Annotated in this window: 21 protein-coding genes and 1 pseudogene; 7 read left to right on the plus strand and 15 right to left on the minus strand. The window is 74.1% G+C overall.

Annotated features, from left to right (window positions below):
• Window positions 1-2 precede the first annotated feature (2 nt).
• The 6 genes from AR3_RS19380 to AR3_RS19405 are packed head-to-tail and all read right to left on the minus strand — an operon-like array spanning window position 3 to window position 5,148.
• Complete coding sequence (locus tag AR3_RS19380; RefSeq protein ID WP_067915640.1) at window positions 3-1,070, minus strand: amidohydrolase family protein; 1,068 nt, start codon at window positions 1,068-1,070, stop codon at window positions 3-5.
• Entirely contained in the window at window positions 1,067-1,642 is a 576-nt protein-coding gene (locus AR3_RS19385; RefSeq protein WP_067915641.1) for a 3-hydroxyanthranilate 3,4-dioxygenase, read from the minus strand. Before AR3_RS19385 ends, AR3_RS19380 begins: the two co-directional genes overlap by 4 nt.
• Window positions 1,639-2,094 carry a RidA family protein gene (locus tag AR3_RS19390; RefSeq protein WP_067915642.1) on the minus strand — a complete coding sequence of 152 codons (456 nt, stop codon included), beginning with the start codon at window positions 2,092-2,094 and terminating at the stop codon, window positions 1,639-1,641. The genes AR3_RS19385 and AR3_RS19390 overlap by 4 nt, the downstream gene beginning before the upstream one ends.
• On the minus strand, window positions 2,091-2,837 hold the full coding sequence (locus tag AR3_RS19395) for a 2-keto-4-pentenoate hydratase (RefSeq protein ID WP_067915643.1): 747 nt from the start codon (window positions 2,835-2,837) through the stop codon (window positions 2,091-2,093). The genes AR3_RS19390 and AR3_RS19395 overlap by 4 nt, the downstream gene beginning before the upstream one ends.
• The gene (locus tag AR3_RS19400) at window positions 2,834-3,679 is read right to left on the minus strand and encodes a 2-keto-4-pentenoate hydratase (RefSeq protein ID WP_067915661.1); all 846 of its coding nucleotides are present in this window, start codon (window positions 3,677-3,679) and stop codon (window positions 2,834-2,836) included. Before AR3_RS19400 ends, AR3_RS19395 begins: the two co-directional genes overlap by 4 nt.
• A gap of 23 nt (window positions 3,680-3,702) precedes the next feature.
• Window positions 3,703-5,148, minus strand: a complete 1,446-nt coding sequence (locus AR3_RS19405; RefSeq protein WP_227023331.1) for a 2-hydroxymuconic semialdehyde dehydrogenase — start codon at window positions 5,146-5,148, stop codon at window positions 3,703-3,705.
• 117 nt (window positions 5,149-5,265) lie between these two features.
• On the opposite strand from AR3_RS19405, the gene AR3_RS19410 reads away from it, so the two are divergent.
• A complete protein-coding gene (locus AR3_RS19410; protein WP_067915644.1) occupies window positions 5,266-6,222 on the plus strand; it encodes a LysR substrate-binding domain-containing protein in 957 nt (318 codons plus the stop codon).
• Here the strand turns inward: AR3_RS19410 and AR3_RS19415 are convergent.
• A complete protein-coding gene (locus AR3_RS19415; protein ID WP_174545461.1) occupies window positions 6,200-7,081 on the minus strand; it encodes an alpha/beta hydrolase in 882 nt (293 codons plus the stop codon). The two genes, AR3_RS19410 and AR3_RS19415, sit on opposite strands and share 23 nt — an antisense overlap.
• Window positions 7,082-7,416: 335 nt before the next feature.
• Here AR3_RS19415 and AR3_RS19420 point away from each other — a divergent pair, with 335 nt between their 5' ends.
• From AR3_RS19420 to AR3_RS19430, 3 genes are all read left to right on the plus strand, one after another.
• Complete coding sequence (locus tag AR3_RS19420; protein WP_067915645.1) at window positions 7,417-8,934, plus strand: RtcB family protein; 1,518 nt, start codon at window positions 7,417-7,419, stop codon at window positions 8,932-8,934.
• 154 nt (window positions 8,935-9,088) lie between these two features.
• The gene (locus tag AR3_RS19425) at window positions 9,089-9,919 is read left to right on the plus strand and encodes a DUF4253 domain-containing protein (protein WP_067915646.1); all 831 of its coding nucleotides are present in this window, start codon (window positions 9,089-9,091) and stop codon (window positions 9,917-9,919) included.
• A 216-nt stretch (window positions 9,920-10,135) separates the two neighbouring features.
• Window positions 10,136-11,284 carry a VldE C-terminal domain-containing protein gene (locus AR3_RS19430; protein ID WP_227023330.1) on the plus strand — a complete coding sequence of 383 codons (1,149 nt, stop codon included), beginning with the start codon at window positions 10,136-10,138 and terminating at the stop codon, window positions 11,282-11,284.
• A gap of 66 nt (window positions 11,285-11,350) precedes the next feature.
• Here AR3_RS19430 and AR3_RS19435 read toward each other — a convergent pair whose 3' ends face one another.
• Complete coding sequence (locus AR3_RS19435; RefSeq protein WP_313819715.1) at window positions 11,351-13,381, minus strand: ATP-binding SpoIIE family protein phosphatase; 2,031 nt, start codon at window positions 13,379-13,381, stop codon at window positions 11,351-11,353.
• 203 nt (window positions 13,382-13,584) lie between these two features.
• Window positions 13,585-14,451 carry a spermidine synthase gene (locus AR3_RS19440; protein ID WP_067915648.1) on the minus strand — a complete coding sequence of 289 codons (867 nt, stop codon included), beginning with the start codon at window positions 14,449-14,451 and terminating at the stop codon, window positions 13,585-13,587.
• A 65-nt stretch (window positions 14,452-14,516) separates the two neighbouring features.
• Here AR3_RS19440 and AR3_RS19445 point away from each other — a divergent pair, with 65 nt between their 5' ends.
• Window positions 14,517-16,127, plus strand: a complete 1,611-nt coding sequence (locus AR3_RS19445; protein ID WP_067915649.1) for a phosphodiester glycosidase family protein — start codon at window positions 14,517-14,519, stop codon at window positions 16,125-16,127.
• An 11-nt stretch (window positions 16,128-16,138) separates the two neighbouring features.
• On the opposite strand, the gene AR3_RS19450 is transcribed toward AR3_RS19445, so the two are convergent.
• From AR3_RS19450 to AR3_RS19470, 5 genes are read right to left on the minus strand one after another with little or no spacing between them, the layout of a single operon-like run.
• A complete protein-coding gene (locus AR3_RS19450; protein ID WP_067915650.1) occupies window positions 16,139-17,203 on the minus strand; it encodes an ABC transporter ATP-binding protein in 1,065 nt (354 codons plus the stop codon).
• Entirely contained in the window at window positions 17,187-18,269 is a 1,083-nt protein-coding gene (locus AR3_RS19455; RefSeq protein ID WP_281179284.1) for an ABC transporter ATP-binding protein, read from the minus strand. Before AR3_RS19455 ends, AR3_RS19450 begins: the two co-directional genes overlap by 17 nt.
• A gap of 4 nt (window positions 18,270-18,273) precedes the next feature.
• Window positions 18,274-19,251: an ABC transporter permease gene (locus AR3_RS19460; protein ID WP_083951691.1), complete on the minus strand. Its 978-nt coding sequence runs from the start codon at window positions 19,249-19,251 to the stop codon at window positions 18,274-18,276.
• The gene (locus tag AR3_RS19465; RefSeq protein ID WP_067915651.1) at window positions 19,244-20,170 is read right to left on the minus strand and encodes an ABC transporter permease; all 927 of its coding nucleotides are present in this window, start codon (window positions 20,168-20,170) and stop codon (window positions 19,244-19,246) included. Before AR3_RS19465 ends, AR3_RS19460 begins: the two co-directional genes overlap by 8 nt.
• Before the next feature lie 6 nt (window positions 20,171-20,176).
• Window positions 20,177-21,769: a peptide ABC transporter substrate-binding protein gene (locus AR3_RS19470; protein WP_067915652.1), complete on the minus strand. Its 1,593-nt coding sequence runs from the start codon at window positions 21,767-21,769 to the stop codon at window positions 20,177-20,179.
• A 261-nt stretch (window positions 21,770-22,030) separates the two neighbouring features.
• On the opposite strand from AR3_RS19470, the gene AR3_RS19475 reads away from it, so the two are divergent.
• The gene (locus tag AR3_RS19475; RefSeq protein ID WP_067915653.1) at window positions 22,031-23,371 is read left to right on the plus strand and encodes a M20/M25/M40 family metallo-hydrolase; all 1,341 of its coding nucleotides are present in this window, start codon (window positions 22,031-22,033) and stop codon (window positions 23,369-23,371) included.
• Here the strand turns inward: AR3_RS19475 and AR3_RS30720 are convergent.
• Window positions 23,275-23,892, minus strand: coding sequence for a hypothetical protein (locus AR3_RS30720; protein WP_146150357.1), 618 nt, complete (start codon window positions 23,890-23,892; stop codon window positions 23,275-23,277). The genes AR3_RS19475 and AR3_RS30720 overlap by 97 nt on opposite strands.
• Before the next feature lie 110 nt (window positions 23,893-24,002).
• Between AR3_RS30720 and AR3_RS19485 the strand changes: the two are divergent.
• Window positions 24,003-24,834 (plus strand): annotated as a pseudogene (locus AR3_RS19485) (hypothetical protein); the annotation flags it as partial.

The raw sequence follows: 24,834 nt of genomic DNA on the forward strand, positions 1-24,834 counted from the left end.
GCTCACCAGTTCTCGTTCTCTTCGGACGGTTCCGGACTCGCGGGGACGGCTCCGTCCGGCGCGTCCAAGGCGAAGAACGCCCGGGCGTTGCCGCCGAGCAGGGCCGCGCATTCATCGTCGGTGAGGCCGTCGCAGGCGCGGATGACCGCGCCGGGCTCGGTCTCGCCGAGCGGGAAGGGGAAGTCGGTGCCGAGCATCACCCGGTCGGCGCCCATGACGTCCACCAGCAGGCGCAGCGCGCGCGGGTCGAACACGGCCGAGTCGACGTAGAAGCGGTCGGTGTAGGCCGAGGGCGGGCGGGGCGAGTCGCGGCGCACGATGTCGCGGTTGCGCCAGGCGTTGTCGGCGCGCCCCAGCAGGTAGGCGAAGCTGCCGCCGCCGTGGCAGAAGCACAGCCGCAGCGTCCGCGGCAGGCGTTCGAACGCGCCCGACAGCATCAGCGACAGGATCGACAGCTGCGTCTCGGCGGCCATGCCGACCAGCCACGGCAGCATGTAGCGGCCGTTCATGCGGTCGCCGCCGAGCATGTCCCACGGGTGGACGAGCACGGGCACGCCCTCGTCGGCGCAGTGGGTGAGGAACTCGACGACGGCGGCGTCGTCGAGGTACCGGGGGCCGACGTGGTTGCCGATGTGGACGCCGCGGTGTCCGGCCGCCGCCGCCTTGGTGACCATGGCGCACGCCGTCTCGACGTCCTGGAGCGGCACCTGGCACAGGGGGACGAGGCGCTCGGGGGCCTGCGCGCAGAAGTCGAGGATGCGCTCGTTGACCAGTTCGCACCAGTCGGCCGCGCGCTCGGGCTCGGCGGCGTACCCGAACATCAGCGGCGTGGACGACACGACCTGCACGTCCACCCCGCCGCGGTCCATGGCGGCCAGGCGCGCGTCGGCGTCCCACAGCTCGGCGCGGACCGGACGGTACTCCTCGTCGCCGCTCATCATCATCCCGGTGCCGTCGCCGTGCTCGCGCAGCCACGGCTCCCCCGCGCCCGCCAGCATGCGCGCTTCGTCGCGGGAGACGCGGGGGAAGACGTGGGCGTGGACGTCGACGACCGGCGTCCGTCCGCTCATCGGGTCCGCGGCCGCATGTGCTCGGGCCACTCCTTGCCGGGGTGGACGGCGCCGCAGTTGCGGCACGTGCGGTCGCCGTCGTAGAAGCCCTGGAACACCGGGGGCAGGTCGTCCACGATCGACCGCACCTGCAGTTCCGCGCGGTGGACGAGGTGGTGGCACTCGGTGCAGTACCACTCGAACGCCTCGCGCACCCCCTCCGGGCGGGCGATCTCCACGACCAGGCCGATGCTGCCCGGTTCGGGGCGCTGCGGGGAGTGACGCACGTTCGGCGGCAGCAGGAACACCTCGCCCTCGCTGATCTGCACGTCCACCGGAGGCCGCCCCTCCTCCTCCATGACGCGCAGGACCATGTTGCCCTTGAGCTGGTAGAAGAACTCCTCGGTCGGGTCGACGTGGAAGTCGGTGCGCTGGTTGGGGCCGCCGACCACCATGACGATCATCCCGGAGTCCTGCCAGACCTGGACGTTGCCGACCGGCGGCTTGAGCAGGTCGCGATGGTCCTCGATCCAGCGGGCGAAGTCGAACGGGCGCCCGTGCGACAGTTTCGGCAGTGTCTTCGGCACGGTCATGCTCCGACCTCCTCGTGGGAGCCGCGGTCCCGCGGGATGTGCGCCACGCAGGACATCTCGATGAGCAGATGGGGATGGGGCAGCTGGTGCACGGCGACGGTGGTGCGCGCCGGGCCGTTCTCGTCGAAGTACTCGCCGTACACCTCGTTGTACCCGCCGAAATCGTTCATGTTCACCAGGTACGTGGTGACGCTGACCAGGTCGGACAGGTCGCCCCCGGCGGCGCGCAGCAGGTCGCGGATGTTCTCGATGACCGCCCGCGTCTGCTCCCGGATGTCCAGGTCGGTGACGCCCATGGCGTCGGCGCGCGCGCCCGCGAACGTGCCGTCGGGCCGCCGCGAGCTCGTCCCGGAGACGAAGACCAGGTCGCCGGCGCGCTTGAGGTGCGGGAACCGCCCGCGCGGCTTGGCCTTGCCCGCCACCAGGTAGGCCTCGTTCGCCGAGTCGGTCATCGGGCCGTCACCTCCACGCTGCCGAGGCCCGCGCCGGTGACGCGGACGTGGGCGCCCTTGGGCAGGGGGACCGCGGCGGTGGCCGCACCCGCGAGCACGACCCAGCCGGGCTCCAGCGCGATGCCGGCCGCGGCGGCCAGGCGCGCGGCGGCGCGCAGCGACCGCACCGGGTCGCCGAGGATCGCGGCCGACGAGCCGGTCTGCACGGGACGCCCGTCGATCTCCATGAGCAGTCCGACGTTGGACACGTCGCGCGGGCGGCGCCACGGGCCGACGCCGAACCGGGCGGCCGAGGCGTTGTCGGCGATGACGTCCGCCAGCGTGAACGAGAAGCCGTCGTAGCGGGAGTCGAGGATCTCGAAGCCCACGGCGACGCCGTCGATCGCGGCGTCCGCGTCGGCGGGCGAGCGGACCTCGCGGCCGATGAGGAAGGCGATCTCCGGTTCGATCCGGGGGTGGATGAGCCGGGAGACGTCGACGTCCGGGCCGGCGGGCATCGCGTCGGTGAGCAGGCCCCAGATCACGTCGTCGACGCCCATCTGGACCATCTTGGCGCGGCTGGTGAAGCCCATCTTGACGCCGACCAGCCGCTCGCCGCGCGCCCGGCGCCGCTCGATCACGGCGTGCTGGACGGCGTACGCGGTCGGCACGTCCAGGTCCGCGGCGTCGGTCAGCCTGGGAATGGGCCGGGCGTCGCGTTCGGCGGCGTCCAGCGCCGCGGCCAGCGCGTTCACATCCGTCACGGGGCCTCCTCGGCGGGCTCTTCCGCGGGCTCGTCGGCGGGCTCTTCCGCAAAGGCGACGCGGACGTCGCCGAGCCCGTCGATGCGGGCCTCCAGCACGTCGCCGGGGGCCGGGACGACCATCGGGCCGAGCGCACCGGTCAGGACGGTGTCGCCCGCCCGCAGCGGCGTGCCCTGGGCGACGAGATGGTCGGCCAGCCACAGCGCCGCGTTGAGGGGGTGGCCGAGGCACGCGGCGCCGGTGCCGGTGGACACCTGCTCGCCGCGCCGTTCCAGCACCATGCCGCACATCCGCAGGTCGACGTCGGCCAGGCGGACGGGCCGGTTGCCCAGCACGTACACGCCGGATGAGGCGTTGTCGGCCACGGTGTCGACGAGCGTGATGTCCCAGTCGCGGATGCGGCTGCCGGCGACCTCGATGGCGGGCAGCGCGAACGCGGTGGCGCGGATCAGGTCGGCGACGGTGTGCCGCTCGTGCGTCAGGTCCCGGTCCAGGACCAGCGCGACCTCGGCCTCGGCGCGGGGCTGCAGCACCGCCCCGGCCGGGATCTCGGCGCCGTCCGGGACGGCCATGTCGGCGAACAGCGCGCCGCAGTCGGGGGTGTCGACGCCGAGCTGCCGCTGCACGGCGCGCGACGTCAGGCCGATCTTGTGGCCGACCAGGCGGCGTCCCCCGGCCAGCCACACCTCGGCGACGCGGCGCTGCACGGCGTACGCGGCGTCCGCTCCGTCGATCAGGTCGCGGACCGGCGCGCACGGCGTGCCGGAGGCGTGGGCGCCGAGGATGCGGTCGGCGGCGGCCTGCACGCCGTCCGCGGTGATGGTTCGGGTGGTCTCGGTCACGGGCTCGCTTTCCTTGTCGGCGGTCAGAACCGCACGCACACGTTCACGGGTTCGGAGAAGAAGTCCAGGGAGTACTCTCCCCCTTCGCGGCCGATCCCGGACGCCTTGATCCCGCCGAACGGGGTGCGCAGGTCGCGCAGGTTCCAGCAGTTGACCCACACGATGCCCGCGGCGATGCGCGGCGCCACCCGGTGCGCCCGCGCCAGGTCGCGGGTCCACACGGTGGCGGCCAGGCCGTAGGGGCTGTCGTTGGCCAGGCGCAGCGCCTCCTCCTCGGTGTCGAACGGCGCGACGTGGCACACCGGCCCGAAGATCTCCTCCCGGACGGCGCGGGCCGTGGGGGGCAGGCCGGTGAGCACGGTCGGCTCGACGTAGAAGCCGTTGTCGCGCCGGTCCCCGAACACGGGGACGCCGCCGCCCGCCAGCACCGTGGCGCCCTCCTCCACCGCGAGCCGGTAGTAGGACAGCACCTTGTCGCGGTGCGCCGCGGAGATCATCGGTCCGTAGTCGCGGAGGCCGCGGGCGCGTTCGGCGAGCGCGGCGGCGAACTCCTCGAAGAGGGGCCGTTCGACGTAGACGCGTTCGGTGCACAGGCAGATCTGCCCGGAGTGGGTGAAGACCGAGCGGACCGTGCCCTCCAGGGCCGCCTCGACGTCGGCGTCGGCGAAGATCAGCGCGGGGTTCTTGCCGCCGAGCTCGAACGACACGGGGGTGACGTGCTCGGCGGCGTTGCGCATGATCGCGGCGCCGGTGGCCGACTCCCCGGTGAACGCGATCGCGTCCACGCCGGGATGCCCGGTCAGGAACTCCCCGGCGGCGCCGGGGCCGTGCCCGTGGACGAGGTTGAACGCGCCGGCCGGGAGCCCGACCTCGTGCACCACGCCGGCCAGCAGCGTCGCCGTGGACGGCGTCTCCTCCGACGGCTTGGCCACCACCGCGTTCCCGGCCGCCAGCGCCGGCGCGACCTTCCAGGTGAGCAGCAGCAGCGGCAGGTTCCACGGGGAGATGACCGCGACGACGCCCAGCGGACGGCGGACGGTGTAGTTGAGCGCCTCCCCGGCGCCGCCGCTCCAGCCCGGAACGCGCGTGGTGTAGGCGCGCTCGCCCCGCCCGTACAGCAGGTCGGCGTAGGCGCGGAAGTTGCCGATCGCGCGCGGGACGTCCACCGCGGCGGCCAGGTCGCGGGGCTTGCCGGTGTCGGCGACCTCGGCGTCCACGAACTCGTCGAAGCGGGCCTCGATGCCGGCGGCGATCTCGCGCAGCGCGGCGGCCCTGTCCTCGGGCGAGGCGGCGCCCCAGGCCCCGTCGAGGGCCTGCCGGGCGGCCCGGACGGCGGCGTCGACCGTCGCGCGGGACGCCTCGGGCACCCGGCCCCGCTCGGTTCCGTCCACCGGATCGATCAGCGGGAAGTCGCGCTCGCCGTCCCCGGTGAACGCGCCGCCGACGTAGTGCTCTGCCTTCATCGCCATCCCTCGGGAGCGTCCCCGCGCGTGCGCGCCGGACACTGCGATGATGCTCCCGAGGAGCTATACCTGACAAATACCCTTTACCTTCACTGCTATCACCGAACGGTGATAGAAAGGAGCATGCGCCCCATCGACTTGCTCAACGGGCGGCTGAAGCTGCGGCACCTGGTCCTGGTGGTGGCGATCGCCGACCACGGCAGCGTGCTGCGCGCCGCCCGGCACCTGCGCCTGGCGCAGCCCGCCGTGACGCGGAGCCTGCGCGAGGTCGAGGACGTGCTCGGCGTGGAGCTGTTCACCCGGGGACCGCGCGGCGTCACCCCCACCCTGTTCGGCGAGGCGTTCGTGGAGCACGCCCGCGCCGTGCTCGCCGAGCTGCGCCGCGCCGGGGAGCGCATCGCCGAGCTGGCGGACGCGCGGGTGGGCACGGTGACCATCGGCACCCTGCTGGCCGGGTCGAACGTGCTGCTGCCGCGCGCCATCGCCGCGCTCAAGCGCGACCGCCCCGGCATCACCGTGATCGTCCGGGAGGCCACGTTCGACATCCAGGCGCCGCGCCTGCTGGACGGCGAGCTCGACATGATCCTGGGACGCCTCAACCCGATCGACGACCTGCGCGGCCTGCGGCAGATCACCCTGTACAGCGAGCCGGTGCGCCTGGTCGCCCGGCGCGACCACCCGGCCCGGTCGCGCGGCGGCCTCGCGCTGCGCGACCTGCTCGACTACCCCTGGGTGCTGCCGCTGGAGCAGACCGCGCTGCGCCAGGAGCTGGAACAGGTGTTCCGCGACGAGGGCCTGCCGCCGCCGACCGACCTGGTGGAGTGCACGTCGATCCTCACCGTCCGCACGCTGGTCCGCGACACCGACATGATCGCCGCGCTGCCGGAGCTGGTGGCGGTGACCGACGGGGAGATCGCGCCGCTGCCCGTTCCGCTGGAGCCGGTGCGCCGCCACGTCGGCGTGACGCTGCCGGACGGGCGGCCGCTCACGCCCTCGGCCCGCGTCATGCTCGACCACCTGCGGCGGGAGGCGGCCGCGCTCACCGGAGAGGCCGCGCTCAGCGGCCGGTCCGGGCGATGAGCCCGAGCAGCGCCCGGCTCACCGCGGAGCGGGGATCGGCCAGGTCCAGCACCACGTCGAAGTGGTTGCGCTCGGGGACGACCATCAGCTCCGCGGCCTCGCCCCAATGCCGGCGGAATCTGCGCGACTGCTCGAGGAATCCGGTGCCGTCGTCCTCGGCGACCGCCACCACCGCCGGGCACCGCCGTTCGGCGGGCAGCAGTTCGGGGCTGAGCGCGGCCGCCCTCTTCACGTCCAGTCCGAGCCACTCGTTGACGTAGACGCGCACCAGGGGGCGGATGTCGAACAGCCCGCTGAACGGCATGGCGGCCTTGACGACGTCCTGGGGCAGTCCGAACGTCCGCTGCCACCCGTCCACCATGAGCATCCCGGTGAGGTGCCCGCCCGCCGAGCTGCCGCCCACCACGATCCGCTCCGGGTCGAGCCCGTGCTCCTCGCCTTCGCGGTGCACCCAGGCGACCGCCGCCCGCACCTGCCGCACGATCTCCTCAAGGGTGACCTTGGGCGCCAGCGTGTAGTCGGGCACGACCGTCGCGACCCCTTGCTCCCACAGCATCCGCGCCATGAACGCCGAGTCGTGCCGGGACAAGGCCCGCCAGTACCCGCCGTGCAGGTACACGAACACCGGCCTCGGCGCCCCGCCCGTGCCCCACACGTCGAGCTTCTCACCACTGGTCCGGTCGTACACGACCCCCGGCTGCCCGGGCAGCCCGTCGACGGCCTCGTCCGACATCCGCCGGTAGCGGGTCATGAGCCGGGCGAACTCCTCTTCCCCGGCCTTGCGCCGGACGTTGTAGGCGACGTCCAGCTCCTCGTCGGACAGCTCCCGCCCCGGCCAGTCCTCCAGCGACACGCTCATGGCCACAGCCTCCGCCACCCCGCCGGACGCAGGCAAATACCGTTACGGGCGTCCGATATAACAAGCCGCGTCCGCCGAGGCCCGCCCCGGCGTGTGCGCCCGGCGCACCACGCCGCCCGCGCCGCAGGTCAGGCAGGGGGAAGCCCTGCACCAGCGCGGCCCGGCGCAAAATCCCGTGGCAGCGGGGCCGCGCACCGCTCTAGATTCAGACACGCCTTCTCCTCGCGGCTGCTGAACCCGAGGCAACGGCGGCGCCCTCTTGCGCCGCCTCTCCGGCGCTTTCGACCGCGCCTGTTTCCGCATGCCCTTCTCAGCAGCTCGAAGGACCCACTTTCATGCGCATCCGTCAGGACCGCCGCCTCGTGCGGCGCGACGACCACTGGCTCACCCTGCCGAACCCCTGGGACGTCCCCGTCGACATCTGCGCCGATGAGCGCGTGCCTCTCGAACCGGCGGCCGTGGACGAGGCGCTGTCCGTCCTGGAGACCGCCGAAACCCTCGCCCGTCTCGCCGAGGCGATGCCCGGCCACGACGGTCCGGCGCCACGCATCACCCGCATGGTCCTCACACCCGACTTCCACAAGGGCGCGGGCATACCGATCGGCACGGTCGTCGAGACCGAGGGCGCGCTGCTGCCGCAGGCGGTGGGAAACGACGTGAACTGCGGCATGCGGCTGGAGGTCACCTCGCTCACCGTGGACGAGGTGCGTCCGCGTCTGGACGCCCTGGAACGGCGGCTGCGGCACCTGTTCTTCGAGGGCGGGCGGCGCATCGCCCTCACCGCCGTCCAGCGGGAGGCCCTGCTGCGCGAAGGGCTCCCGGGGCTGCTCCTCTCCGGCGACACCCCATGGCAGGGGTACCAGCCCACCGACGCCGACGACTGCCTGGACCGCATGCACGCGCCGGCGCTCCCGGCGGGCACCGCCGACGCGTTCGCCGACTGGATCGAAAGCGCGGGCGGCGCCGGGGCCGCCAGCCACGACAGCGTCATCGGCGGCATCGGCGGCGGCAACCACTTCGTCGAACTGCAGTACGTCGCGCGGGTCCACGACGCCGCGGCCGCGTACGCGTGGGGCCTGGCCCCGGGTGCGGTCGTGCTGATGGCGCACAGCGGTTCGCTGTCGCTGGGACATCAGGCCAACGCCACGGCGCTGGACCGGCTGCGCCGGACCTGGCCCGCCGGGCTGCCCCGGCCCCGCAACGGTATCCTGCCGTTCCTGCTGGGCGGCGGGCCCGACGACGGCCTGCGCCGCTACCTGGACGCGTTCGGCAACGCCGCCAACTTCGCCGCCGGCAACCGGTTCTTCCTCGCCCTCACCATGCGGGCCGGACTCGCCGCCGAATGCGGGCAGTTGACGGCGCGGCTCATCTATGACGCGCCGCACAACCTGTTCTGGCGAGACGGAGACCGCGTCGTCCACCGCAAGGGCGCGACGCCCTCGGGCGGCCACGAGGAAATGGCGGGCGGCCCGTACGCGATGTGGGGCGAACCGGTGATCGTGCCCGGCTCGATGGGCGCGTCCAGCTACCTGCTGCGCGGCCACGGCAACCCCCGCACGCTGGCCAGCGCCTGCCACGGAGCCGGGCGGCGCGTCCCCCGGGGTGCCGCCGCGCGGGCGAGCGACGACGAACTCGACGCCTTCCTGCGGGAGTTCCGCGTGGTCACGCCGCTGGACCACCGCGACCCGACGGTGGCGCGCCGCGGGGACGTGATGGCGGCCCGGCGCCGCGACTTGAAGGAGGAAGCGCCGTGGGCCTACAAGGACATCGGCCCCGTGGTGTCCAGCCTGCACGCAGGCGCAGTGGCGGCCCCGGTCGCCGAACTGCGGCCTCTCCTGACCGTCAAGGGCTGACCGATCTCGGCCGCTCCGTATACGGGCCGGCGTTACCGGCGAGAGTCGGGCGCATGTATCCCGCCACCTCGTCCCCCGACCGCCGCGGACGCCGTTACCATTCCCGGAGTGCCAAGATCCCCCGTTGGCATGACCTGTACTGGAACGGCGTGAAATGGATGACCTCGACCTCCGGCACCAGCTGCCGGGCGGCCTGGAGCAGCTGTTCGCCGACCCGAGCGTCGAGCGGTCGCTGTCCACACCGCTGCCCGACGGCGACCTGGTGTGGCCGGACCCCGGCTATCCGCAGCGCCAGCTCGTACGGCGTCCCGCGTTCTGGCTGAGCGACGACCCGGTGTCCGGCGAGCTGTGGGCTCAGCTGCGCGCCGAGCACCCCACCTCGGGCCTGTGGCCGCTGCTGATGGACGAGTCCGCCCAGCCGTGGGCGGCGGGACAGGTCGCCCCGGAGCCCGTGGAGGACATCGCCAACTACGCCCCCGACGCCTTCATGTACGAGGTGTGGGCCGACTGGGTGGAGCAGGCCACCGAGGAGGACCTGGAGGATCTGGCCCCGTTCGGCGCGCACTGCCCCGGGACGGCGCCGCCCGCGTCCCTGGTGGACGACCCCGGCGCCGTGGCCGACCGGCACGCGCGCACGCTGGCCCGCCGCGGTCTGTCGCTGGCCCTGGTCGCCGTGTCCCGCGGCGCCGACGCGCTGACCGCGGTCGGCTGGCAGGGCGCGCTGAACCACAACGAGTGGACCGCGCCGCTGTCCGCGGTGGTCCGCGGCTGGGAGGACCGGTTCGGCGCGCGCGTCGTCGGCCTCGGCTTCAACACCCTCGAGCTGAGCGTGGCCGCGCCGCCCGTCACGTCCCGGCACGCCCTGCACGTCGCCGCCGAGCACTGGGCGTTCTGCCCGGACATCCTGTTCCAGGGCCCGGGCACGCTCGCCGGGTACGCCGAGGAGATCCGCGGCAGGACCTGGTGGTCGTTCTGGTGGGACTGAGCGCGGTCTGACGCCGGCCGGCCGACTTGGACCGGTCCCTTCCGCCCGGCCCTGGTCCGGCCGAGCGGCGTCGGCCTACTATGCGCAGGGACACGCCGCCGGAGCCGAGCCCGCCCCTCGCTCCGCCAGTGGACGCTCGGAAGGGAACGCAACCAGGTGCGGACACGGGGGTCGCTCGAGGCCGTGAGGCGGCGGCGCGCGGGCCGGCGGAGCCGGGTGGTCCCCGCGGTGATCGGCACGGCGGTCGCGGCCACGCTGGTCGCGGACGTCGTCGTGGCGGCGTCCGGGATGCTCGAGCCGTCCGGCGGCAAGGGCGGGCGCGGCCGCCTGGTCTCCGTCGACACCGACGCGGCGGCCCCGGCCGTCGCGCCCCTCACCAGGCTGTTCACCCCCGTCCTGCTGGTCGCGGGCGACGCCCCGCTGCCGCCCGACGCCGTCGAACGCGCCCGGAGGGTCAAGGGCGTGGCGGGGCTGACCGTCGTGGACGCCGCCCAGGCGCAGGTGGCGGGGCGGCGCGTGGGCCTGCTCGGCGTCGACCCGTCGGAGTTCCGCGCGTTCACCCCGCGGCAGTCGGCGGAGTCGGACCCGCTGTGGCGGAGCGTGGCGACCGGCGGCATGGCGGTGTCGTTCGAGCTGAGCCGGGACGGGTCGGTGCCGCTCGGCGGCGTCGTGCCGGCGGGCGGCTCCCGCAGCCCCGGCCGCGTGCGGGTGGCCGCGTACGCGTCCCTGGGCATCGACGGCGTGGACGCGGTGGTGTCCCGCGGGCAGGCCCGCGCGCTCGGCATGCCGCAGGGCAACGGCCTGGTGGTCGGCGCGTCCACGGCCGACGCGGCGGCGCTGTCGAAGCGGCTCAGGCGCGTCCTGCCGCCCGGCACCCGTGTCGCGGTGCTGCGGGACGCCGCGTCGCGGTCCGCGTCGACGGGCGCGGGGCGGCGGGCGCCCAGGCCGGCGGGGCCGCGCGTCACCGGACGGCCCGACGGAGCGCTCGGCGCCCGCTCCACGGTCACGGGCAACCTGATGACCGCGACCATGCGCGACCTGGTGCTGGAGATCGACCGGATCTTCGGCCCGTTTCCGACGATCGGCTGCTACCGAACCGGCGCGGACGCGCAGGACCACGCGGTCGGGCGCGCCTGCGACTTCATGGAGGGGCCGATCGGGCGCATGCCGAGCGCGTCGGCGCAGCGGCACGGCGACCAGCTCGCCCAGTACGCCGTCGCCAACGCCCGCCGCCTCGGCATCTCCTACGTCATCTGGAAGCAGCACATCTGGAACGTGCGCTACCCCGGGTGGCGCCGCATGGAGGACCGCGGGAGCATCACGCAGAACCACTACGACCACGTGCACATATCCGTGCTCGAGTGAACCTCCGCGGGCGGGGCTGCGACGTCCATCGAAACCGCGCGACGGCGGCGTGCGTGCCGGGCGGGGCTAGGGCAGTTCCAGTTCCGCCCACACGACCTTGCCGGTGGGCGTGCGGCGGACGCCCCAGCGGCGGGCGATGCTGCCGACGACGTGCAGGCCGCGGCCGGACTCGGCGTCCCGCAGCGCGTCGCCGTGGCGGCGCACCCGGGGACGGGCGTCGGAGGAGTCGAACACCTCGCACACCAGGCCGCCCTCGCGGACCAGGCGCAGGGTGACGCGGCCGCCCGCGTGCCGGATCGCGTTGGTGACCAGCTCGGACGCCAGCAGCGCGGTGGAGTCGGCCAGCTCGGGCAGGTCCCAGCGGGCCAGGCGGTCGCGGACCAGGCCCCGGGCGCGGCGGATCGCGGCCGGGTCGCCGGGCAGGTCCCACGACACGTGCGCGTCGGCGGGGATGCGCCGCAGCCGCGCGACGAGCATGGCGATGTCGTCGCGGTGCCGGTCGTCGTACACCCCGTCCAGGCTCGCCTGGCACAGCGACTCCAGGGACCGCCGCCGCGCGCCCGGGCCGAACACCGATCGCAGCCGGGCCAGCCCGTCGTCGATGTCGCGGCTGCGGTTCTCCACCAGCCCGTCGGTGTAGAGGACGAGCAGCGTGTCGTCCTCCACGGCGAACTCGCGGCTGACGATGGGGCCCGCGCCGACGCCGAGCGGCGGGGCGGGCCGCATGTCCAGGTAGGACGCCGGCCCGCCCGGCGGGACGAGCAGCGGCGGCAGGTGCCCGGCGCTGGCGGCCTCGCAGCGTCCGGTGACGGCGTCGTAGACGGCGTAGACGCAGGTGGCGAAGTGCGGTTCGCGCTCGCCCAGCGACCCCATGAGCGAGTCGAGCCGCTCCAGGGCCTCGGCCGGGGGCAGGTCCATCCCGGCGAGGGTGTGCAGGGCGGTGCGCAGCCGTCCCATCGTCACGGCGGCGCGCACGCCGTGCCCGGCGACGTCGCCGACGACCAGGGCGACGCGGGCGCCGGGCAGCGCCATCGACTCGTACCAGTCCCCGCCGACCTCGATGAGGCTGCTGCCGGGCAGGTACCGGTGGTGCACCTCGACCGTGGACGGCGCCGACAGCCCGGTCGGCAGCAGGCTGCGCTGCAGGGTGAGGGCGGTGGCGCGCTCGCGCGAGTAGCGGCGGGCGCTCTCGATGAGGATGGCGGCGCGGGCCGCGAACTCCATGCCGATCTCGACGTCGTAGGCGTCGAAGGGGCGGTGCGCCGCGCCGCGCACGCACACGAAGAACCCCTGCGCCGTCCCGTCGGACACGATCGGCAGCAGCAGCATGGACGCGCCTTCGAGCAGCGCGGCCACCGGCGAAAGGCGCCACGTCTCGGCGAAGGGCGAGTCGCCGCCGGGGTTCAGCGGGGCCAGCACGGGCTCGGCGGTCTCCAGGCACCGCGCGTAGGGGCTGCCGGGCGAGTAGGTGAGCGTCTCGCCGGTGGGGAAGGCGGCGTCCCACACCGGGTCGCCGTCGTCGAAGCCGACCGCCATCCGGCGCATCGGCACGGGGCCGTCGGCGCCGCCGTCCGGTTCGTCGGGATCGACGACGGCCTCGCGCAGCAGCAGGGAGCCGGAGGTGGCGAAGTGCGGCACGACCACGTCCATCAGGCGGCGCGCGAGCTGGTCGAGGTCGAGGGTGGCGCCGATGCGCGGGAGGGCGTCCTCCAGCAGGGCGCGGCGGACGACCGCTGGGTCCAGGAAGCGGTCGGCTCCGGGGACCGGGACGCGGATGACGGCCAGCGCAGCCAGCCCGGGCAGGTCCCCGCTCATCGGATGGACGGTGACGACGGCGTCGTGCCGGGCGCCGTCGGCGGTCGCGAGCACGGCCATGGCGGTGCGTTCGCGTCCTTCGCGGACCGCGTCCAGCAGGCGATCCGGCGCGTCCCCCTCCGCACCGACGAGCACGTCGCCGAGCGCCCTCACCGGCATGCCGTCCGGTCCCCTGCCGAGAAGCGCCGCGGCGTTGCGGTTGAACTGAACTATTTTCCCCGAAGAATCCAGGCCGACTATCAGATTCCGGGTGGAGGACTGCATTGGTCGATTATGTGACATTCCACGGTGACATGAGATGGAAAATGGACAAACAGGCCCCCACCTGCGGAAACCACACGGTCGACTACAAGATCATTTTTATGGCGCTCTCCTCGACCGGGACATTACGGCGGCCGATCGCGCACAGAATCGGATTCGGCGGAACGCGCCGCATTCTCGCCCGTCGCGCCGCGCGGGGCGTCCCGTGACGGCGGGCGGACGGGCTACGGGCGGCCGAAGACCTGCTCGGGCGGGACGGGCGCGGCGACGTCCTCGCCGTCCTCGATGGGACGGGCGCCCGCGGCGAACCCGGCCAGGTCGTCCCCGGTCAGCAGCCGGGCGCGGACGGCGCCGCCCGCGGCGCGCCGCGTCAGCCCCTCGACGGGCAGCGGCCGCCGGGACGCCGCGACGACCAGGTTGCCGAACCGGCGCCCCCGCAGCACCCCCGGCTCGCCCAGGAGCAGCACGTGCCGGAACACCGACCGCACCGTGGCCACGACGCGCCGGGCGTAGGCCAGGCGGAACCCGTCGGCCACGTTCATCAGCAGCACGCCGCCCGGCCGCAGCACCCGCGCCGCGTCCGCGACGAACTCGCGGGTGGCCAGCTCGACCGGCATGGACGCCTCGGCGAACGCGTCCACCACCACCAGGTCGTCGGCGTCGTCGGCCAGCGCCGCCGTGCCCGTGCGGCCGTCCACGACGCGGATCTTGAGCCCGGGGACGTTCTTCACCGGCAGCCGTTCGCGCACCAGCCGCACCAGCGGGCCGTCCGGCTCGAACACCACCTGGCGCGACCCCGGACGGGTGGCCGCCACGTACCGGGGCAGCGTGCACGCGGCGCCGCCGATGTGCACCGCGTCCAGGGCCTGCCCCTCCGCCCCCATCAGGTCGACCACGTCGCCCATCAGCCGCATGTACTCGAAGTCGAGGTAGGTGGGGTCGGCGAGGTCGACGTACGACTGGGGGACGCCGCCGATCAGCAGCATCCAGCCGCCCTCGCGGTCGGCGTCGCGCAGCAGCTCCGCCTCTCCCCCGGCCACCTTGTGCACGCCGGGCCGCGGGCCCGCGCCGTCCCTGGATCTGCGCCCCATGCGCCCACTCTACGGACCGCAGTCGGCCACCCGGACGTCACCGTCGGGCGGCAGCATGAACCACCATGAAGAGAACGCTCGTCGCGGCGGCGGTGTCGGTGGGCTCCGCCGCCGCCCTCCTCTCCCCCTCCCCCGCCGCGGCGTCGCAGGCCGGCGGTCCCGCCGCCCGGCTCCCGCTCGGGCCGCCCGGACTGCGCGAGGAACGCGCCACCGAGCGGCTCGCGCCGGGCGTCACGCTCACCTCGATCGTGCGGGGCCACAGGTCCGACGCCGACGCCTGGACGCTGCACGTCCGGCTGCCCGTGTCGGGCGACCCGGGACCGCGCCCCGACCCCGATCGGGCCACCGCCGTCATCGCTCCGAAGGAGACCGCCGAGGGCGTGGCGCGCCAGCTGGCCGAGGCCGGGTTCCGGCCGCGCGTCGAGGCCGTGCACGGGCCGCGGTTCGCCGACGTGCGGCCCGGCCTGGTCGGCTACACGGTCCGGGTCGGCCGGTACGCGACCGAGGCGCAGGCGCAGAAGGACCTGGCCGCCCTCACCGCCGCCGGGTTCCGCGCCGGGACGTCGTACACCGCACAGGACGGCGGCGCCACCACCGGGCCGTGGCGGGTGCACGTCCTCACCATCGACCCGCGCCGCTTCCGGGGCCGCGTGGCGGCGTCCGCCGGCGGGGCGCTCAGCGAGCTGGACAAGGTGTCCGACCTGGTCCGCGCCTCCGGGGCGATCGCGGGCGTCAACGGCACGTACTTCACCCCGCAGGGCAGGGGCGGCCCTGCGGGCCTGTACGCGCTGGACGGGCGGGTGCTCAGCGAGGCCAGCAACGGCCGCAGCGCGATGTTCCTGCCGGAGAGCGGCGGCGGCGTGCGGTTCGCCCGCGTGTCCTCGCGCTTCGCCGTGCGGGCCGCCGACGGGGCGCGCCGCGAGCTCGACGGGCTCAACCGCGTCCCCGGGGAGGTGCACAACTGCGGCGGCGTGGGCGGCGACCGGCCGACCGAACGGCCGCAGCACGACGTCACCTGCACCGACCCCGACGAGCTGGTGGCGTTCACGGCCGAGTACGGGGCGTCCAGCCCGTCGGGCGCGGGCGCCGAGGCCGTGCTCGACCGCGACGGGCGGGTGACCGAGCTGCGCGACGCGCGCGGCACGGCCATCCCGGCGGGCGGCCGCACCGTGCAGGCGGTCGGCGCCGCCGCCGACTGGCTGCGCGCCCACGCACGTCCCGGCACGCGTCTGTCGTTCACAAAGCGGCTTCTGGCCGACGGCCGTCCGGTGACGCTGAAGCCGCGCGTCTCCGTCGTGGGCGGCGGCCCGCGCCTGGTGCGCGACGGGAAGGTCTGGGTGGACGCCGCCAACGACGGCCTGGTCCACATCGATGACGACGAGTCCTTCTACTACAACTGGGTGCTGCGCCGTAACCCGCGCACGATGGCCGGCGTGGACGCGCGGGGACGGCTGCTGCTGGTGGCGGCGGACGGGCGCGCCGCGGGCCGCAGCGAGGGCCTGTCGATCGCCGAGGCGGCCGCGGTGATGAAGGCCCTCGGCGCCGTGCAGGCGATGAACCTGGACGGCGGCGGCTCCACCGCCATGGCCCGCGCGGGCGGCGCGCTCGTCAACCGGCCGTCGGACGCCGCGGGCGAACGCTCCGTGGGCGACGCCGTCCTGCTGCTCCCCGACTGACGGTCCCGGCGCTACCCGACCGACTCGTCGACCGGGCCGGCGGACGCGGCCGGACCCGCCGCCTGCGCGGCGGCCTCCGCGGCGAAGTGGCAGGCGCTGGGGTGCGCCGAGCCGTCCCGCACCGTGAGCGCGGGTTCGCGTTCGGCGCACACCTCGGCGGCCTTCCAGCAGCGGGTGCGGAACCGGCAGCCGGAGGGCGGGTCGATCGGCGACGGCGGCTCCCCTTCGAGCGCCATGCCGTCGGCCCACCCGCCCGGCGCCTCGGGGTCCGGGACGGGCACCGCCGACAGCAGCGCCTGCGTGTAGGGATGGGTCGGGCGCTCGTAGATCTGCGCCTCGTCCCCCGTCTCGACGATCTTGCCGAGGTACATGACCGCGACCCGGTCGGAGATGTGCCGGACGGCGGCCAGGTCGTGCGCGATGAACACGTACGCCAGGCCGAGCTCGCGCTGCAGCTCGGCCAGCAGGTTCATCACCTGCGCCTGCACCGACACGTCCAGCGCCGACACCGGCTCGTCGCACACGATCACCTCCGGCCGCAGCGCCAGCGCGCGGGCGATGCCGATGCGCTGGCGCTGCCCGCCGGAGAACTGGTGCGGGTAGCGGTTGATGTGGCCGGGGTCCAGGCCGACGAGCTCCAGCAGCTCCTGCACGCGCGCCCGCCGCTCTCCCTTCGGCGCCGCCTCCGGATGGATCTCGAACGGCTCCCCCACGATGTCGCCGACCGTCATGCGGGGGTTGAGGGAGGAGTAGGGATCCTGCAGCACCATCTGGATGCGGCGGCGCAGCGCGCGCAGTTCGCGGCGGGGCAGCGCGAACACGTCGCGTCCGTCGAAGCGCACCGTGCCGGCCGTCGGGCGCTCGGCCGCCAGCAGCAGCTTGGCGAGCGTCGACTTGCCGCACCCCGACTCGCCGACCACGCCGAGCGTCTCGCCGCGCCGCAGTTCCAGGTCGACGCCGTCGACCGCCTTCACCCAGCCCACCGTGCGCTTGAACAGCACGCCCTGCGTGACCGGGTAGTGCTTGACCAGCCCCTCCACCTGCAGGATCGGCGCGTCGTCAGCGGGCTCCGGCACCGTGCACCTCCTCGGCGAAGTGGCAGGCGGCGCTGTGCCCCGGCCCGCCCACCGGCGCCAGCGGGGGCCGCTCCGCCGCGCACACCGCCCGGGCGCGCGGGCAGCGCGGGTGGAACGGGCAGCCGGGCGGCAGCGCCGCCGGGTTCGGCGGCGCGCCCTTGATCGGGACGAGCGGCGCGCCCTTGCGGTCCAGGCGCGGGACGGACGCCAGCAGCCCCGCCGTGTAGGGGTGGGCGGGACGGGCGTACAGCTCCCGGGCCGGTGCCTGCTCGACGGCCGACCCGGCGTACATCACCACGATGCGGTCGGCGACGCCCGCCACCACCCCGAGGTCGTGGGTGATGAGGACCATGCCCATGCGCAGCTCGTCGCGCAGGTCGGCCAGCAGCCGCATGATCTGCGCCTGGACGGTCACGTCGAGCGCGGTGGTCGGCTCGTCGGCGATCAGCACGTCGGGCTCCAGCGCCAGCGCCATGGCGATCATGATGCGCTGGCGCTGCCCGCCGGAGAACTGGTGCGGGTAGTCGTCCAGCCGGGTGCGGGCGGCGGGGATGCGGACCCGCTCCATCAGCTCCACCGCCCGGGCCCGGGCCTCCCGGCGCTTCATGCCCCGGTGCACCTGGAACATCTCCGACAGCTGGTCGCCGACGGTGAACACCGGGTTCAGCGCGGTCAGCGCGTCCTGGAAGATCATGGAGATGCGGGCGCCCCGGTAGGCGCGGCGGCGCCGTTCGGGCAGGCCGAGCAGCTCCTCGCCGCGCAGCCGCACCGACCCGCCGGTGATCCGGGCGGGCGGGCTGTCCAGGATGCCCATGACGGCCTGCGCCGCCACGCTCTTGCCGGAGCCGGACTCGCCGAGGATCGCCACTGTCTCGGCCTCGCCGAGCGTGTACGACAGGTTGTTGACGGCCCGCACGGTCTGCCCGCGGACGGCGAACTCCACGCTCAGGTCCGTCACCTCGAGCAGTGCGGCCGCCGTGTCCCCGGCCGTCATGTCCCCGGCCGTCTTCTCGTCGGTCCTTGCGGCCTCGGTCGCCTTGTCCTCGGTCACCTTGTCCTCGGTCACCTTGTCACCGCAGCCTGGGGTCGAGGGCGTCGCGCACGGCGTCGCCGAGCATCAGGAAGCTGAGCACGGTCGCCGACAGGAACACCGCGGGGAAGATCAGCAGGTGCGGGTGGTCGACGAAGTAGGACTGCGCCTGGTTGAGCTGCAGCCCCCACGACACCTGCGGGTACTGCAGCCCCACGCCGAGGAAGTCCAGCGTCGCCTCCCCCGCGATCACGTTGCCGACGTTCAGCGTGGCCACCACGATCACCGGGGCGATCGCGTTGGGCAGGATGTGGCGGCGCATGATCCGCAGATCGGACGCGCCGAGCAGCCGCGCCGCCTGCACGTAGTCGGCGTCCCGCACCGCGATCACCTGGGCCCGCATGATGCGGATCATGGTGGTCCAGCCGAGCAGCACCAGCACCAGCGTCATCGCGCCGATGCCGTGTCCGGGGAAGGCCACCAGGATGACCGTGGCGCCCAGCACGAACGGCAGCCCGAAGAACACGTCGGTGACGCGCGCGATGACCGCGTCCAGCACCCCGCCGTAGTAGCCCGCCAGCATCCCGAACACCACGGCGATGGCCAGCGCGAACACCGTCACCGCCACGCCGATCAGCAGCGTGGGCCGGGCGCCGTGGACGACGTGGGCGAAGTAGTCGCAGCCCGACACGTCCGTGCCGAACAGGTGGTCGCCGCCCGGCGGCAGCTTGGAGGCGTTGGGGTCGCAGTTCTCGTTCTTGCCGCGGTCGGTGAACAGGCCCGGCGCCGCCGCCATCAGGCCCACCACCAGCAGGATCGCCGCCGACGCCCAGAACAGCCAGCGGCGCCGCAGGTCGTGCCAGGCGTCCTGCCACAGCGACGCGCCCGAGACCAGCCCCCCGGCCTGCGCGGCGGCGGCCGCCGTGGTGCCCGGGACGACCGCGCCCGCGTCCGGCGCCTCCGCGGCGCCCGCCGCGCCGGCCTCCGGCGCCGCCGGGTCCTCGATCCGGTCAGTCATAGCGGATCCTCGGGTCGAGCAGCCCGTACAGCAGGTCCACCAGCAGGTTGACGAGCAGGAAGATCAGCACCAGCAGGGTGACCGCGCCGACCACCACCGGCCCTTCCTTCAGCTGGATCGACTGGAACACCTGCTGCCCGATGCCGGGCAGGTTGAAGATCCCCTCGGTGACGATCGCGCCGCCCATCAGCGACCCGAAGTCGACGCCCAGGTAGGTCACCACCGGGATCAGCGAGTTGCGCAGCGTGTGCCGTCCGACGACGCGCGCCTTGGTCAGTCCCTTGGCGCGGGCGGTGCGCACGTAGTCGGCGCGCAGGTTCTCGGCCAGGCTGGTGCGGGTCAGCCGCGCCACGTAGGACAGGCCCAGCGACCCGAGCACCAGGCCCGGCAGCACGTAGCTCATCGGCCATCCGTCGTCCGTCCCGGCCGTCGGGAACAGTCCGAGGTTCAGCCCCAGGACGATCTGCGCGGTGTAGCCGAGCACGAACACCGGCACGGCGATGACCAGGGTGGTGCCGCCCAGCACCAGCGTGTCGGCCAGCCGCCCGCGCCGCAGCCCCGCCCACACCCCGAGCGCGATCCCGATGACCAGCTCGAACAGCCAGGCGGTGAGCGCGAGCTGCGCGGTCACCGCCCAGCGGCCGGCCAGCACGTCGGACACGTTCTGCCCGTCGAAGGTCTCACCGAGGTCGCCGCGGAACAGGCCGCCCAGGTACTTGGCGTACTGCACCAGCAGCGGATCGTTGAGGTTGTAGCGTTCCCGCAGCGCGTGCACCACCGACGGGGCCAGGGGCTTCTCCCCCGCCAGCGCCTGGATCGGGTCGCCGGGCAGGGCGAACACCATGGCGTAGATCAGGAACGTGGTGCCCAGGAACACCGGGACCGCCTGCAGCACCCGCCGCGCGACGTAGCGCCACATGCCCGGCTACTTCACCGTCACTTCGTGGACGAGCAGGCCGGTGGCGAACGGGGTGATGACGACGTTGTCCACCTTGTCGGACCGGCCGCCGAAGCCCTGCCAGATCCACAGCGGGATCATGGGGGCCTCCCGCAGCGCCACGTCCTCGGCCTTGTTGTAGTAGGAGATCGCCTCCTGCTCGGTCGGGGCGGCGTTCCCCTTGGCGATCAGGTCGTCGAACTCCTTGTTCCTCCAGCCCATCCGGTTCTTGGTGGAGTGGAACTGCGGCTCGAGGTAGTTCTGGGCGCTGGGGTAGTCGGCCTCCCAGTTCTGCCGGTAGGGGCCCTTCTCCTTGCGGTCGCTCAGCATCGACAGGTAGTCCGACACGGGGATCTTGCGGAACTGGATGTCCTGGATGCCGAGGTTCTGCTTGAGCTGGTTGGCGACGATCTGCATCCACTGCTCGTAGCTGGGCTGGGCGTTGGAGAAGTACAGCTCCAGCGTCCCGGAGAAGCCGCCCGCCTTGTCGAACAGCTCCTTGGCCTTCGTCGGGTTGTAGGTGCACAGCTCGCCGCAGGCGCCCTTGCGGTGGCCCTTGATCAGCGGCGGCAGCATCGAGTCGGCGACGGTGTAGGTGCCGTTGAAGACGGCCTTGTTGATGCCGTTGCGGTCGATCGCCATGGAGAACGCCCGGCGCAGGTCGGGGTTGGCGAACCGCTTGTCGAACAGCGGGAAGCCCAGGTAGTCGAACGTGCCGGTCTGGCGGGGCAGCACCCGGTCGCCGAGGACGCGCCGCGCCTCGGGCACCTTCGCCGCGGGGATCGACTGCATGACGTCGATGCGGCCCGCCCGCAGGTCGGTGTAGGCGGTGTCGGCGCTGGCGTAGCTCTTCCAGACGACGCCCTTGTTGCGGGGCTTGCGCGGGCCGGTGTAGCCGGGGAACACCTTGAGCTTGATCTGCTTGTTGTGCTCCCAGGCGCCGTCCATCATGTACGGCCCGTTGCCGATCGGCTTGTTGTCGAACGCCTTCATGTCGGCGAAGGCGGCCTTGGGCAGGGGCGCGTAGGCGGGGTGGGTCAGCAGCAGTTTGAACTGGCTGAACGGTGCGGTGAGGGTGACCTGCAGCGTCAGGTCGTCGAGGACTTTGACGCCCGACAGCTTGTCGGTCTTCGGCTTGGCGTTCTCGTCCTCGGGATTGAGGTCGGCGTAGCCCTCGATCTGAGAAAAGTAGTCGTTGCCCTCGAACCCGTTGGGGCCGTAGGCGGCGTAGTTCCAGGCGTCGGCGAAGCCGTGCGCGGTGACCTGCTCGCCGTTGTGGAACTTCTGCCCCGGACGCAGCTTGATCGTCCAGACCTTCTGGTCCTCGCTCTCGACCGACTGGGCGGCCTGCAGGACGACGTTGCCGTTGCGGTCGAGTCCGACCAGGTTCTCGAACAGCTCGTCGGTCACGTCCCAGGCGTAGCTGCTGGTGGTGTTGCCCGGGATGAGATGGTCGGGTTCGGAGTGGCCGGCGACGAACGTGCCGTCCCCCGAGCCGCTTCCCCCTCCGCAGGCCGCGGTCCCGATCGCGAGCGTCATCAGCATCGCCGTGAACCCGGCCGCCCCCTTGCGCGTGGTCATGGTCCTCCTCCAGCACCGCCCTCTGACGCGGCCGCGGCCGGTGGTCCCGTCCCGGCCGGGCGCGTTGCACGAAGCGTCATACCGCTGGAACGATTTCGGTACGCCGATGAACGATTCGTCACCGGATCGCAACATGCGCGGCGGACCATGGCGGCGTCGGTCCCGGTCGGCGCGCGACGATGCCGCAGGAAGATGCCGCAGGAAGATGCCGTAGGAAGAAGCCGAAGGAAGACGACGGAACCCTGCGAAAGGCGGTCTCCGATGACCCAGGCCCCGGCCCGGCGGCGCACGGCGGCGCAGGAGGTGGCCGATCTGTGCGGCACCCTGATCAGGTTCGCCACCGTCAACCGCGGGGAGGGCGACGCGCTCCCCGAACGGCCCGCCGCCGAGTACGTGGCCGGGCTGCTGGACGAGGTGGGCGTCGAGCCCGTCGTCGTGGAGTCCGCGCCCGGACGGGCGAGCACGCTGGCCCGCATCCCGGGCACCGACCCGTCGGCCCCGGCCTTCCTCATCCACGGGCACCTGGACGTCGTGCCCGCCGACCCGTCGGAGTGGTCGGTGCACCCGTTCTCCGGCGAGGTGCGCGACGGCTGCGTGTGGGGGCGCGGCGCCGTCGACATGAAGGGGTCGCTCGCCATGACGCTGGCGGTGGTGCGGCAGCGGATGCGGGAGGGCCGCCGCACGCGCGGCGACCTGGTGCTGGCGTTCCTGGCCGACGAGGAGTGCACCGGCCGGTTCGGCTCGTACCACGTGGTGCGCGAGCACCGCGACTTCTTCACCGGCTGCACGGAGGCGATCAGCGAGTCCGGCGGGTACAGCGTCACTCCGCACGCGCCCGACGGGTCCGTCCCCGAAAAGCGCGTCTACCCGATCGCCACCGGGGAGCGCGGCACCCTGTGGATGCGCCTGATCGCGCGCGGCAAGGCCGGGCACGGCTCCAAGCCGGCGCCGGACAACGCCGTCGCCGAGCTGTGCCACGCGGTGTCGCGGCTGGCCTCCTACGAGTGGCCGGTGCGGCTCACCCCGGGGGTGCGGGCGCTGCTGGACGGCCTCGCCGAGGCGCTGGGCACCGCCATCGACCACGACCGGCTCGACGAGGAGGCCCGGCGGCTCGGCCGGGTGGGCCGGCTGTTCGAGGGCACCATCCGCAACTCGCTCAACCCGACGCGGCTGGACGCCGGCTACAAGGTGAACGTCGTGCCGAGCGTGGCGACCGCGCAGGTGGACGGGCGTTTCCTGCCCGGGACCAAGGAGGAGTTCCTGGCCACCGTGGACCGGCTGCTCGGCCCGGCGGTGACGCGCGAGTTCATCAACGAGGACGACGCGCCGTCCGCCGACCCGTCCGGGCCGACCTTCGCGGCGCTGGCGGACGCGCTGCGCGCCGAGGACCCGGCCGCGCACCCGGTGCCGTACGTGATGTCGGGCGGCACCGACGCCAAGGCGTTCCACCGGATCGGCATCCAGACCTTCGGTTTCGCGCCGCTGCTGCTCGGCCCGGAGCTGGACTACCTGGGCATGTTCCACGGGGTGGACGAGCGGGTCCCCGTCGAGGGCCTGCGGTTCGGCACCCGCGTCCTGGACCGCTTCCTCGACACCCGCTGATCCGGCCGCCGGTCCTGGGCGGCGGGGGCGGGGGCGGCGTCGATCCCGAGCAGGGTGAGCAGATCCTCGAAGAAGACGTCGGCCCGGCGGTCGGCGGGCTCGCTGAGCAGCGCCGCGATCGGCGCGGCGTCGACGCGGCGGCCGGCGGCGGCCGCCCAGCCCGCCGCGCGGGCGGCGGCCTCGTGGGCGCACACCTCCCCGCTCGGCTCCTCGCCCGCGCCGCCGCGTCCTCTGGTCCGCGGCCATGCCTGCCAGTAGCCGTCCGTGCTGAACCCCTCGACCGACGCGCAGTCGCCGTCGGCGACCGACGCCAACAGGGCGGGCGCGTGCGTCTCGGCCGACAGCTCCACCAGCAGCCGCACGGTGTCGGGGACGGCGGCGCCGGAGCGCAGCGCGCACACCTGCCAGTCGTCGGCGCGCACCCGGGTGCAGGCGACGTCGCGGCGGTAGGGCCGCATCGTGTACAGCTCCGGGAGCGGCCGCTCGTCGCGCGCCACAACGAGATGGCCCCAGAAGCTCATCGCCCCGCTCCCTTCGGCACCGCAACAAGATCAGTTGTCTTGATCAGCGCCGGTGCGCCCGCGGGCGTCACGCCCCGCGACGCGGCGTGCCGAGCGGGTAAGGGTCGGGCGTGGACTTCTCCAGCGCCGCGCACGAGCTGTACGGGGTGGCACCCGAGGAGTTCGTGGCCGCGCGCACGCGGCTCGTCCGGCAGGCCCGGCGGGCGGGGGACGCGGCGCTCGCCGAGCGCCTCGGCGCCCTGCGGCGTCCGACGGTGCCCGCCTGGGCGGTCAACCTGCTGAGCCGCGAGGCGGGCGAGGAGGTGGGGTGGCTGCTGGACGTCGGCGAGCAGATGCGCCGGGCGTGGGCGTCCGGCGGCCCCGTCGGCGGCCTGGAGCAGCGGCGCCAGGAGCTGGTGGCGCTGCTCGTGCGCACGGCGCGGCGGCTGGCGCGGGAGGCGGGCCGTCCGCTGCGCGACGACGCGGTCCGCGAGGTCGAGGACACCCTGCGGGCGGCCACCGTGGACGCCGGCGTGGCGGAGGAGGTCCGGCAAGGGCGCCTGACCCGGCCGCGCAGTCACGCCGGTTTCGTCCCGGCCGGGTTCGCCGCCGCGCCCGCCCCACCCTCACCGAAGCCTGCTCCCGGCAAGGCGCGCAAGCGCCCCGAGGCGCCGGCCTCCGATCGCGACCGCCCCGGACGGGCCGCACCCGACAAGGCCCGCGAGGCGCGCGAGGAGCGCGCCCGGCGGGCCGCCGCGCGCGCCGAGCAGGCCGAGCGCGCGCTCGCCGACCGCGAGGCCGAGGCCGCCGCGGCCGAGGAGCGCCTCGCCGAGGCGGCCGCCGAGGTCCGGCGGCTGCGGCGCGAACTGGACCGGGCCGTCGAGCGCGAGGAGGCGGCGCGGCGCCGTCTCGACCGGGCCGAGGCGGCGCGCTCGCGGGCGGCGCGGGCCGCGGCGCGCGCCC

Source organism: Actinomadura rubrobrunea NBRC 15275 (genome assembly GCF_001552235.1).
In the GTDB taxonomy this organism is placed as follows: domain Bacteria; phylum Actinomycetota; class Actinomycetes; order Streptosporangiales; family Streptosporangiaceae; genus Spirillospora; species Spirillospora viridilutea.